The sequence below is a fragment of the Thalassospira sp. ABD4_177 genome (assembly GCF_056160125.1).
In genome coordinates, this window is the sequence record NZ_JBSWWO010000001.1 from 2,755,791 (window position 1) to 2,767,849 (window position 12,059).

Sequence of the window (12,059 nt, forward strand, 5' to 3'; positions counted from 1 at the left end):
CAATTCGTTGCAATCGCCGAATAAAGCGCTACAAGCTGCCAGCATAGGCGCATGACCGCCCCCGTGATCAAAATAGCCCGATAGTAAGCGATGTCTGAAAACCTGATTTATACAGCGACCGACGAGGATGAAGGTGCGCGCCTTGACAAGGTGCTGGCAACCGCATGGCCCGATCAGTCGCGCTCACGCATCAAGGCCCTGATCGAGGAGGGTCAGCTTCGCGTGAATGGCACGCCGGCGACCAAGATGTCGGCCAAGGTCAGGACAGGCGATGTTTTTGACCTGATCGTGCCCGAACCGGAAATGGCCGAACCGGTGCCCGAGGACATCAAGCTTGATGTGCTTTACGAGGATGACGACCTTCTGGTGATCAACAAGCCGGCGGGCATGGTGGTCCATCCTGCGGCAGGCAATGAAAGCGGGACGCTTGTAAACGCGCTTCTGGCCCATTGTGGCGACAGCCTGTCGGGGATTGGCGGGGTCAAGCGCCCCGGGATCGTCCATCGCCTGGACAAGGATACCAGCGGGGCCATGGTGGTGGCCAAGAACGATATCGCCCATCGCGCGCTTTCAAAGCTGTTTTCCGAGGACAAGGACAATATTGATCGCGCCTACCTTGCGGTTTTATGGGGTGTGCCCAAGCCGCTGACGGGCGATGTCGAGGGAAATATCGGCCGCAGCCCCCGCAATCGCAAGAAGATGGCTGTGGTCAAAAGTGGGGGGAAATACGCCCTCACCCATTACAAAACCCTACAATTACGTAACGACTCGTTGGCATCGCTTGTTGAGTGCCGTCTTGCAACCGGACGTACGCATCAGATCCGAGTTCATATGCACCATATTGGACATTCACTTGTATGTGATCCTGTTTACGGTCGGAATAGAACTGCTCTAAAGCTCAACCTAGAGGCGCAGAAAATTCTGAACGCATTCAACAAACAGGCGCTACATGCCAGAACGCTTGGGTTTCTGCACCCTCGCACGGGGGCTTATATATCGACCGAATCCCCCATCCCGGACGACCTTTTGGCGCTTATGAACGCCCTTAAACTATACCTTTGAATAGTCAACACTAACCTTACCGCGTAATTTTCCATTGACGGTATATAATACTCCCGTATAACCTTCTGAAAGTGCACGGGGATAACAGCACTGTTTGAAAGCAATACGGGAGGCTTTTATGAAAGCAGGAAACGCTCTTCCAACTATCTCTCAAGATGGTCTGACGATATACTTACAGCGTATACGCCGCTACCCGATGCTTACACCGGAACAGGAAACAACTTATGCCTGTGATTTCCGGAACAAGGATTGTGACAAATCTGCTGAAAAACTGATTACCAGCCATTTGCGTCTGGTCGCCAAGATTGCGATGAGCTACCGCGGTTATGGCCTGCCAATCAATGAACTCATTTCCGAAGGCAATGTCGGCCTGCTCCAGTCGGTCAAACGGTTTGACCCGGACAAGGGTTTCCGCCTTGCAACCTATGCCATGTGGTGGATCCGTGCCGCCATCCAGGAATACATCCTGCACTCCTGGTCGCTTGTGAAAATGGGCACCACAGCAGCACAAAAGAAGCTGTTCTTTAACCTGCGCAAGCTCAAAAGCCAGATGCAGGCAATCGACGAAGGCGATCTTCAGCCTGAACAGGTCGAACTGATCGCGACCAAGCTGAATGTGTCTGAAGACGACGTTGTCATGATGAACCGCCGTTTGGCCGGACCAGACCACTCGCTTAATGCGCCGGTACGCATTGAAGGCGATGGCGAATGGGTCGACTGGATCGAAAGCGATGATGACGATCAGGAAACCTTGTACGGCAAGCGCGAGGAATTCCTGCAACGCATGAGCATGCTCAAAAGTGCGATGTCGCACCTTAATGATCGCGAACGCGACATCCTGACCCAGCGCCGCCTGCTGGAAAGTCCGGTAACGCTTGAAAACCTTAGCGTCGCGTATGGCATCTCGCGGGAGCGTATCCGTCAGATCGAAGTACGTGCCTTTGAAAAGGTTCGCAAATCAATCCACACGGACCTGCCCCACTAACACCACCGAATACCCCATCTTTATTCCCCTCTGGAAACGACTTGCGGCGGACACTTGTCCGCCGCTTTCTTTTGGAGTTCGAATCAAAGGTGTGAAAGTGCCCGGATCAGTTGCCGGAGCGATCCACTTCCTTGATCAGGCTATCGCCCCAAGTCTTGATCAGCCCGCGCTGTTTTTTGCGCAATTCACTGACCCGACGCTGGGCCGAAAGGTTTAGGACATTGGCAACAATCGGCGGCATGGCAAGATACAATAACCAGCCAAGCCCCGCGGCGCCATACATGATCGACAATGCCAATGGCTGAAACACGGCCTGGGTCGCACCGTTGACGGTTTGTGCCGGTTGCACCCAGACTTCAAGGATATAGGGCGCAACGCCTGAGAAGTTCAGACCAAACACGCAACGCGCCATGGTCCGCCCTGGGCTGCGATCAAAGATAAAGGCCACAAGTGACGGCAACAAGCCGACCGTCAGCGTGATGAAAGTTGGCAATGCGACCATGAACAGCAACACCGCCGATGCAACAACCGACAGGCCGGAAAATGCACTGCGCCCGCCCTTCCCCTTGGCGCCTGAACGTTTACCCTTTGCCATGTCGCCCCCTTAAAAGATATGCATCAAGAACAGTGCGGAAACGGTCAGCAACGCAATCATGGTTGATGCGAAAGCTGCGGCCTGCTGCCCGACTTTTTCGGCCAGTTCCATCCGGGCCGGGCCCGAGGATTCCAGATCGAACACTTCGCTTTCCGCCTCGGAATATTCTGCGACAGCTTCGACGAATTCTGACTGATCCTTGCGGCGTTCCTGCTCGTCATTGATCAGGTTATAAAGCTCGACCAGATTGCCGCGCTTGGCAAGTTTGGGAATTTCGGTTTCCACACGTTCGCGACGGGCCTTGCTGTGAAACACCTTGATCGCCGGTTCCATCAAACGTGCCACCCAGTGTGACAGATTCTGCAAGTTATCCGGGCCATGGCGCCATTGCACGATCGCCAGCATGCTGATGATTGCGCGGCTGTATTCCACCTCGTCAGACGGGTTTTGCATCGCCATCAACTGCCCTTCGACGTCGTCTTCCAGACGGGTGGCGATGAAGGCCGCGATATGACGGTCCACCGGCCAGCTGTCTTCGGATGCGGTCTCGGCGGCTTTTTCAATTGCCGGCAACAGATCGGCGATGTCCACGACGAATTTTTCTTCGACCAGTGGGCTCAGGCAGTGCTGATTGCGCACGGTCGCATAAAGGCACCGCTCATAACCATAGCCAGCACTTTGCTGCTGAATGTAGTAGCGCAGGTTTTTGTAGAGCTGCTGCTGCTTCTGGATTTCCGGGCTGTAACCTTCCTGGCGGCCAAACCAGAAAGACGGGATATCGCGGACAATGACATCGGCAAAACGCTGCGGGCCTCGGCCATGCTGCACATCATAGGACAGCATGAAGCCAAGCCCGTCCACCATGGCCGAGAACCCCTTAAACCTGACAGGGCCAGACGGATCGAGAATCAGGATCGAGCGCGCCACGAGCACATCTTCGGCTGATCGTTTATCGGTTCCGGCCCATTGCAACTGTCGCATGGCATCAGACAGCGCCTTGGCACGGTCATTGTCCCCCAAGCCGCGCCGCAGCCAGATTTCGACCGTACTGTCGCGCAACGGTCCAAGAGCGGTTCCCCAATTTTTGGCAATGCCCTGTGCCAGTGCACGACAGGTATAGTAATCCCGCCCGGCAAGGTTCTGTGAGCGGGCCGCACGTTTTTCCGTATTCGCCTGAACCGGCCTGGTTCTGCGCCCGTCAAGCCAGGCATTGAGTTCGGAAAAGCCCCAGCGTTCTTCAGGATCATCACATAACAGACCACGCACCGGCTCGATCAGAACGAGCGGCAGCTTTTCCTGCGAGGCAATTGCCTGAAACGATCCCTTTTCCAGTTTGACCTCTATGATTTCCTGATCATTGAGCTTCTTGAGCGGCTGACGGCCAATTCCGAGTTCTGCCAGGGTCATGCCAAGGGCATAAAAATCATCGGCCAGACTGCCCGATCCGCGACCGGCAGGTTCGGCACTCATCCGGGCTGTGGTTTCATACACACTCGGCTGATCATAGCCGGGCGGCCCACTGGAACAGTCACCAAGCACGACCTTTTCGCGCATGGGATCGCCGAAAAACAGGTTATCTGCACGAACATTGCGGTGTGCGAGGCCTTTTTCACCAAAGGCCTGCAAGACATTCATCAACGGCTCGACAACGACCGTTCCAATGTCGTGCTCGTCAATGGCGAGTTTCTTGTTTTCCCGGGCAACGACTTTGCCGCCAGCGGGCTTTTCATAGAACAGCACCATCGTCTTGCGCCCAAAAGGCGGCCAATAGGCGGTCTCGTAGTCAATCAGGTCGATTTGACCGGCCATATGCATGCCGGTAAGAAACGTAAGATGGTCATGACGGGTTGGTAAGACCGGATCGGTCACCAGTGCAAAGGCGCTGCCCTCGTCCCGGCGCAAGTTATCTGCGGAATAGGCCTTGCAATGGCCCATGTCGAATTCGGGCATCCGAAGATCGAGAAAGACGCGGAAATTACCGATCTCGACACTTTTGCCACCGGCAGTAACCGCGACATCATCACCATCAGGGGTTTCTTCTGGCTCTTCAGGCGCAGGTGCGCCGCCGCCCGGTGCATCAATCACCGGCTCTGTCGCAGCACCGTTCGAAACGTCCTGTTCCTGATCTTCTGCTTGCTCTGCCATGATCCCGATATTCTTTATACGTTATCATTCCCTGAGGGGCGACCGATCCTCTGATCGACAGTCCTCCTGACCTATCTACCAGAACGCTATCCTCAAAAGGTTGATAAAACGATACTGGTGATCCACCATGCGGGCAAGCTGTTATCCATGGGGCAGCTCCCTGAATGATCAGGAAGTCCTTCAGGCACAAACAAAAAAGCCACCAGCGCGACACTGGTGGCTTTCGAAACCAGGAATTTTCGACGGTTAGCCGCTGAACGGGTCATGCACCAGAATGGTGTCATCACGTTCCGGGCTGGTCGACAGCAAAGCAACCGGTGCCTCGATCAGTTCCTCGACACGGCGGACATATTTGATGGCCGCTGCCGGAAGATCGGCCCAGCTGCGCGCGCCCATGGTCGTTTCAGACCAGCCTTCAATGGTTTCATAAACCGGCTTGGCTTTGGCCTGCAGACGCTGGTTGGCCGGCAGGTGATCGTAGATCTTGCCATCAATGTCGTAACCGGTACAGATCTTGATCTCGTCAAATCCGTCGAGAACATCAAGCTTGGTAAAGGCAATACCGGTAATGCCATTCACCTTGACCGACTGGCGGACAAGGGCTGCATCAAACCAGCCACAACGGCGCTTACGCCCGGTAACCACACCAAATTCATGACCGCGTTCGCCAAGACGGGTGCCATCGTCATCAAACAGTTCGGACGGGAACGGACCTTCGCCAACACGGGTGGTGTAGGCCTTGGTGATGCCAAGAACATACCCGACACCCGACGGCCCCATGCCGGAACCTGCGGCCGCCTGACCGGAAACGGTGTTTGACGAGGTAACGAACGGATACGTGCCATGATCAACGTCAAGCATCGTGCCCTGTGCACCTTCAAACAGGATGCGCTTGCCAGCTTCCTTGAACTGGTTCAGCGACTTCCAGACCGTGTCAGAGAACGGCAGGATTTTCGGCGCGATTTCCTTGAGCTGCTCAAGCAGTTCGGCGCCATCAATTTCCGGCTGACCAAGACCACGCAGAAGCGCATTGTGATGCGTCAGCAGGTTTTCGATCTTTGCTTTGAGCAGATCAACATCCGCCAGATCACCCACACGGATCGCACGGCGACCAGCACGGTCTTCATAGGCCGGACCGATACCGCGACCGGTGGTCCCGATCTTGTTGTCACCCGATGCTGCGGCTTCGCGCGCACGGTCAAGGTTGCCATGCAGCGGCAGGATCAGGCAGGCATTTTCCGCCAGACGCAGGTTTTCCGAGGTAATCTCAACGCCCTGCTCTTTCAGGCGGTCGATTTCAGCCAGAAGCGCCCACGGATCAACAACAACGCCGTTACCGATCACAGACAGCTTTTTCTCACGCACGATGCCCGATGGCAGCAGGCTGAGTTTATAAGTCGTCCCGTCGATCACCAGAGTATGACCGGCGTTATGACCACCCTGGAAACGCACAACAACGTCTGCCCGTTCGGACAGCCAGTCGACGATCTTGCCTTTACCTTCGTCCCCCCACTGGGAACCGATCACGGCAACATTGGTCATCGCAAAACTCCTTGCGCGATAAAAAGTTCGTTTGATTAGGCGTTCAGCGGCACAACCTGACCGCCAAGATAAATATGATTACAGCCCATGGCTTCTGCCTCAATGCGGGCAGCGGCTTCGGTCTTGGCCTCGGCCGCACCTTCAAGGGCGGCGACAGTGTAATGGCCTTCTGCACGCAGTTTGCGCGCTTCACGCTGCGGCGTCCCAAGCGGCAGATAAACCCGATCAACCGGCGTTGCATCCGGAAGGCCGCGCAAAATGCTGTCCATGTAAAGGGACATGCCCGTTGCCGCCTCACCCGACGCACCACCGGCGCGGTATCGGCCACCACGGCCAATTTCGCCGCGCACATTACGCGCAAACAGTGTGAAGCTGACACCCGTCTGATAGCGGAAACCGGCCATCTCGACCGGATCAATGGTCAGGGCCGCATCAAGGCCAGATGCCAGAACGCGTTCCGCCACATCGATCAGGCGGTATAGTTCCTCAGAGGCACCAAGCGGCAATTCAAGTTTTTTGAGTTTCGGCAATGCGGTTTCAGCCGAACCGGCAGCTTCAAGCAATGCCACCAAGACACCGGTGACCTTGCCGTCCGCCGCACGCAGGGCCGCGACATCACGCCGCTCAAGCGCCTCGGTCAGGGCTTCGCGCTCGTCGCGTGACACGCCAAAGGCGTCAAACAGACGCACCGGCAAAGTCGGCAAGTTCAGGTCAACAGACACATCTTCCAGACCGATGCTGTCCAGTGCTTCGAGTGCGAGGAGAACAATTTCGGTATCGGCAGCGGCACTGGAAACACCAATCAATTCCGCACCAACCTGCGCAAACTGACGTTCCGGGCGCAGATGCGATCCCTTGATCCGCAGAACATCACCGGAATAGGAAAGACGCAGCGGACGCGGCGCATCGACCAGCCGGGTGGCAGCAATGCGGCCGACCTGTGGGGTCATGTCGGAACGCAGCCCCATCATGCGGCGCGATTCCGGATCCATCAGACGGAACGTCTGTGTCGCCAGTTCGGGGGCCGCACCTTCAAGCAGGCTTTCTTCAAATTCGACAAGCGGGGTTTTCACGCGGTCATAGCCCGCATGCGCCAGACTGGCCATCAGCTTTTCACGGATTTCAGCTTCCCGTGCAGCGGTTCCTGGCAGGACATCCTGCAGGCCGGCGGGCAAAAGAGCTTTCCTGGCGAGTTCAGTCATGTTGTGTGCTTTCCCGGACGAGGCGCGCAAATTCAAATTGATAATATCCCGAGCAACGCTCAGGGCTCACTATCCGGTAGCGGTTACTACCGTGTTGTGCCGGACAGGGCAACGGGGAAAACCCCTGTAACCCAAATAATACGTACGAATTATTTCCTATCCGGCCTGAAATTCGGCCTTAACCACCGCGAAGGCCCAGTCAAGCCAAGGTAGCAACGCCTTGATATCGTTGGGCTCAACCGTCGCCCCACCCCAAATACGCAGGCCAGCGGGCGCATCGCGGTATCCATTGATATCAAGTGCAACATTTTCCGCTTCAAGAAGCTGCGAAATCGTTTTGGGCAATGCAGCCTGCTGATCAGCTGACAAACCAAGCGCCCAGGGATCGACGATCTTGATACACATCGAGGTGTTCGACGCCGTTGCCGGATCCTCGGCAAGGTCCGCCGCCCAGTCACTGGTCGCAAGCCATGCATCAAGATGTGCCCGGCTTGAACGCGTGCGCTTCAACAGGCCTTCAAGCCCGCCGATTTCTTCAGCCCATTTCAGGGTATCAATCGCATCCTCGACGACCAGCATTGACGGGGTATTGATGGTTTCCCCACGGAAAATACCATCAATCAGTTTGCCGCCCTTGGTCATGCGGAAGATTTTTGGTAGCGGCCAGGCCGGCGTATAATTTTCAAGGCGTTCAACAGCACGCGGGCTCAGGATAATGATGCCGTGTCCACCCTCGCCGCCCAGAACTTTCTGCCAGCTATAGGTCACGACATCGAGCTTGTCCCACGGCAGTTCCATGGCAAAGATCGCCGAGGTCGCATCACAAATGGTCAGGCCTTTGCGCTCATCTGCGATCCAGTCGCCATTGGGTACACGCACACCGGCCGTCGTACCATTCCAGGTGAAAACAACATCACGGTCGAAATCAACCGCATTCAGATCGGGCAATTTGCCATAGTCACCCTCAAGGGTGCGCACATCATCAAGTTTGAGCTGCTTGATCACGTCAGCAACCCAGGTTGACCCGAAACTTTCCCAGGCCAGCATATCAACGCCACGCGCGCCCAGCATCGACCAAAGCGCCATTTCCACCGCACCGGTATCCGATGCCGGTACAACACCCAGAAGATAATCATCTGGCAGGTTCAAAATGGCGCGCGAACGGTCAATTACCTCTTCAAGGCGCTGCTTGCCCAATTTAGATCGGTGCGAGCGACCAAGAACGTCCACATGCAATGCATCAGCAGACCAACCCGGGCGTTTCTTGCAAGGGCCCGACGAAAAATTCGGGCTGGTTGGGCGCGTTGTCGGCTTTGCAATTGCGGCAGTCTGGGCCATTTGTAAGTTCCTGATAAAGAAGGATAACCGCTTTGGGTTACGTCAGATCAATCGAGGGGCCTGATCCTATTGCCCCGAAGGCAAAAGTCAAACGCCTTCCACACAGACATGGCAGCCATTTTTGCATGGCTGAAACGGAACGCAGGAAACAGGCGTTGGCTTGTTTTATTGATCTTAGAACGGGATATCGTAATACCACGGCGCAAACAGGCTGAACGCGATCCAAAGAACAATAATCAGTGGCGTTCCGGCCTTAAGGAAGTCGACAAACCGGTAATGCCCCGGCCCCATGACAAGAAGGTTGGTCTGATAGCCAACAGGCGATGCAAACGAACAGTTCGCTGCCATCACAACGGCAATGGCAAACACATGCGGCGGCACGCCAAGCTGTTGCGCCATGCCAATCCCGATCGGGGTAAACAAAACTGCGCACGCATTGTTCGACAGAACGTTGGTAAAGCCTGCCACAATCAGGAAGAACAGCGACAAGATCACCGGCGCTGGTGCCCCACGGGTCGCTGCCAACAACTGATCGGCCACGAATTCGGCGCCGCCTGTCAATTGCAACGCATTGCCCAGCGCAAGGGCGGCGGCAACCAGCAGCACGATCTTGCGATCAATGGCACGCGATGCCTGTCGCAAATTAAGCGCACCCGATGCAATCATCAGTCCGGCACCGATAAAGCTTGAAACCACGATCGGCACAATTCCGGTCGCGGCCAATGCAATCACACCAAGGAAGATCGCAGCAGCACGGCGAGCATGGAACGGGCGCGGCAAGGTGCGCGTCGACCATTCCAGCAGCACGACATCACGAATGGTCCGCAGCGCTTCAACGTCTTCTGACCGGCCCTGCACCAACAAGACGTCGCCCGCTTCAAGCCGGATTTCGGTCATTTGGGTGCGGATCATGCGTGACCGCCGCTGAATACCCAGCACCAGACACTTGTACTGATAGCGGAAACCGATCTGCTCCAGGTTAAAGCCAATCAGACGCGATCCCGGCGGCAACATCACTTCGGCGAGAAGCTGTGTCGATTTTTGCGGGGCCTCGTCGCCATCCGCAGCAACGGCAACCGCATCGGAATGAAGCAGACCGGGATCTTTTTGCAGGGCCTCGGTCAAAGCCTTGCGCGTGGCAGCGACGACTAGAACATCACCAGCCTGAATTTCCATATCATCTTCGAATGGCGGCAATTCAGCATGTTCACGCCGGACAATCATTTGAATGGTGATATTGGGCAGGTTCTTGAAGAAACCGGCAACCGGTTTGGTGCCGATCATGTTGGCGGACGGGCCCACCGTGATCTGGGCAATGAACTGTTTGCCGCTGCTATCGGGATTGGCAAGCTTGCTGCGCATCGATGCCAGGGCGGGTAGCAGACGCGGCGCAATCAACAGGACATAGACAAATCCGACAAGTGCCAACACGCTGCCAATGGTCGTGAATTCAAAGAACTCAAGCCCCGGCATCCCCAATTCGATCAGGGAGCTCGATACCAGAAGGTTGGTCGAAGAACCGATCAGCGTTGTCATACCCCCAAGGATCGCGGCATAGGAAAGCGGGATCATTAAGGCTGATGGCGAACGTTCAATACGCTCGGCAAGTGATTGAATAATCGGAATAAAGATAACAACGACCGGCGTGTTGTTCAGGAAGGCCGACATGACCATCACGACGAACAGGCCAATGAAAATCGCGACCGAGGCATTCTTGCCGCCATGCTCGGTAATCAGTCCGGCGATGTAACTGACACCGCCCGTCAGAACCATCCCCTGCCCGACGACAAGCAACGACAGCACCGTCAGCAAGGCCGGGTTGGCAAAGCCCGACATGATGGTTGCTGGTCCCAGCAGATTGTCACCATCGCCATCCAGCAGCGGGAAAAAGTCAAAGAAAAGCAAAAGGGTTGCGATCAGCGCCATGCTGGTCAGTTCGAGCGAAATACGCTCCAACCCATACAGAACAAGCGATCCGGCAACGAGTGCAAGGACCACCCACATCTGCATCGGCGTTGCAGAACTGGCAACAACACTTTCGAGCACGATAAACTTTCCCCTGTAAAGCGAGCTTTCTTGTGGTTATCGCGCGCTACTATGGTTGCGCGGTCTGTCCACAAGTCTCCTATTTTGCCTTTTACTTAGACGAAAGCCCCATGGCACGGTCAATAAAAAAACAAAGCCATCCGGGCTCAATGCGGATTATTGGGTAGAAATATTTCCTTACAGATGCCGGGAAATTTGCACAAAAAATGGCGGACAATCGCGTTATTGCCCGCCATTTTTCAGATGATTTTTCTCGTGATCAAACGCGTTATGCCGGAAGTATGATTTCACCCTTGAGGTAAAGCACCGCCTCCCCCTTCAGATGAACACGATCACCATCGACTTTGCAGGCAACAACGCCGCCACGTGCTGACGCCTGATAGCCGACAACATCAGCCTGACCGAGTTTTTCGGACCAATAAGGCGCAACCACGCAATGCATGTACCCGGTCACCGGGTCCTCATCGATGCCAAAGGCCGGCAGGAAGTAACGCGACACCATATCAAGCCCGGTTTTATCGCCCGGTGCGGTTACGATCACACCGCGATCCGCCAACTTGCTCAGCGCCGACATGTCCGGGCGCATGTTGCGAACAATCGATGCATCGTCAAAGACCGCGACTATATCCGTGTCGCGGCTGACCACGCCAAATGTCTCAATCGGTGTCGCCCCGCCCAGCGCATCGATCACCTCGCCTGAGACCGTACCGACCTTGATGGGCTGCTTGGGGAAATTCAGAACAATCGCATCCCCTTCGCGGCGCGCGGTCAAAACCCCGCTTTGGCTTTGTAACTTGATCAGGTCACCGTCAAAGCCAAGCTGATTGAAAATCACAAACGCACTGGCAAGGGTCGCGTGACCGCAAAGCGGCACCTCGACGGTTGGCGTAAACCAGCGAATATGAAAATCGGCCTCATCCCCGTCACACGGCACGAAAAAAGCCGTTTCCGACAGATTGTTTTCCATTGCGATCTTTTGCATCACATCATCAGACAACCAGTCTGAAAGCGGTACAACTGCGGCCGGGTTGCCCGCAAACGCAACGTCGGTAAAAGCATCAATCTGATAGATCGGCAGGGTTTTGGGCGTCATCGTATTATCCTGAATTCGGCATATATTTGATGTGCAAAACTTTAAATCTAC

The 12,059-nt window shown here is 55.5% G+C and carries 9 protein-coding genes; 2 read left to right on the forward strand and 7 right to left on the reverse strand.

The genetic code is table 11. From position 1 onward, the window contains the following. Positions 1-90: 90 nt before the first annotated feature. Both ACXAF0_RS12655 and rpoH read left to right on the forward strand, forming a co-directional pair. Positions 91-1,062 carry an RluA family pseudouridine synthase gene (locus ACXAF0_RS12655; protein WP_475346199.1) on the forward strand — a complete coding sequence of 324 codons (972 nt, stop codon included), beginning with the start codon at positions 91-93 and terminating at the stop codon, positions 1,060-1,062. A gap of 118 nt (positions 1,063-1,180) precedes the next feature. Beyond that, positions 1,181-2,047 (forward strand): RNA polymerase sigma factor RpoH, encoded by an 867-nt coding sequence (rpoH, locus tag ACXAF0_RS12660; RefSeq protein ID WP_475346200.1) that lies wholly within the window; start codon positions 1,181-1,183, stop codon positions 2,045-2,047. Positions 2,048-2,153: 106 nt separating this feature from the next. Here rpoH and ACXAF0_RS12665 read toward each other — a convergent pair whose 3' ends face one another. The 7 genes from ACXAF0_RS12665 to ACXAF0_RS12695 all read right to left on the reverse strand — a co-directional run bounded on the left by ACXAF0_RS12665 (position 2,154) and on the right by ACXAF0_RS12695 (position 12,008). After that, on the reverse strand, positions 2,154-2,642 hold the full coding sequence (locus ACXAF0_RS12665) for a hypothetical protein (RefSeq protein WP_475346201.1): 489 nt from the start codon (positions 2,640-2,642) through the stop codon (positions 2,154-2,156). 9 nt (positions 2,643-2,651) lie between these two features. Further along, positions 2,652-4,787, reverse strand: coding sequence for a serine/threonine-protein kinase (locus ACXAF0_RS12670; RefSeq protein ID WP_475346202.1), 2,136 nt, complete (start codon positions 4,785-4,787; stop codon positions 2,652-2,654). Between the two features lie 246 nt (positions 4,788-5,033). Continuing rightward, entirely contained in the window at positions 5,034-6,329 is a 1,296-nt protein-coding gene (locus ACXAF0_RS12675; RefSeq protein ID WP_475346203.1) for an adenylosuccinate synthase, read from the reverse strand. Between the two features lie 35 nt (positions 6,330-6,364). Then, a complete protein-coding gene (locus tag ACXAF0_RS12680) occupies positions 6,365-7,531 on the reverse strand; it encodes an ATP phosphoribosyltransferase regulatory subunit (protein ID WP_475346204.1) in 1,167 nt (388 codons plus the stop codon). A 156-nt stretch (positions 7,532-7,687) separates the two neighbouring features. Beyond that, the gene (locus ACXAF0_RS12685; protein ID WP_475346205.1) at positions 7,688-8,869 is read right to left on the reverse strand and encodes a phosphoserine transaminase; all 1,182 of its coding nucleotides are present in this window, start codon (positions 8,867-8,869) and stop codon (positions 7,688-7,690) included. A gap of 174 nt (positions 8,870-9,043) precedes the next feature. Continuing rightward, entirely contained in the window at positions 9,044-10,915 is a 1,872-nt protein-coding gene (locus tag ACXAF0_RS12690) for an SLC13 family permease (RefSeq protein ID WP_475346206.1), read from the reverse strand. A gap of 268 nt (positions 10,916-11,183) precedes the next feature. Further along, the gene (locus ACXAF0_RS12695; protein ID WP_475346207.1) at positions 11,184-12,008 is read right to left on the reverse strand and encodes a PhzF family phenazine biosynthesis protein; all 825 of its coding nucleotides are present in this window, start codon (positions 12,006-12,008) and stop codon (positions 11,184-11,186) included. Positions 12,009-12,059 lie beyond the last annotated feature (51 nt).

Excerpts from the sequence above, each read along its gene's own strand:
- ACXAF0_RS12655 (WP_475346199.1), top strand. The coding sequence starts at position 91 with ATGTCTGAAAACCTGATTTATACAGCGACCGACGAGGATGAAGGTGCG.
- ACXAF0_RS12685 (WP_475346205.1), bottom strand. The coding sequence starts at position 8,869 with ATGGCCCAGACTGCCGCAATTGCAAAGCCGACAACGCGCCCAACCAGC.
- ACXAF0_RS12680 (WP_475346204.1), bottom strand. The coding sequence starts at position 7,531 with ATGACTGAACTCGCCAGGAAAGCTCTTTTGCCCGCCGGCCTGCAGGAT.
- ACXAF0_RS12665 (WP_475346201.1), bottom strand. The coding sequence starts at position 2,642 with ATGGCAAAGGGTAAACGTTCAGGCGCCAAGGGGAAGGGCGGGCGCAGT.
- ACXAF0_RS12675 (WP_475346203.1), bottom strand. The coding sequence starts at position 6,329 with ATGACCAATGTTGCCGTGATCGGTTCCCAGTGGGGGGACGAAGGTAAA.
- ACXAF0_RS12695 (WP_475346207.1), bottom strand. The coding sequence starts at position 12,008 with ATGACGCCCAAAACCCTGCCGATCTATCAGATTGATGCTTTTACCGAC.
- rpoH (WP_475346200.1), top strand. The coding sequence starts at position 1,181 with ATGAAAGCAGGAAACGCTCTTCCAACTATCTCTCAAGATGGTCTGACG.
- ACXAF0_RS12670 (WP_475346202.1), bottom strand. The coding sequence starts at position 4,787 with ATGGCAGAGCAAGCAGAAGATCAGGAACAGGACGTTTCGAACGGTGCT.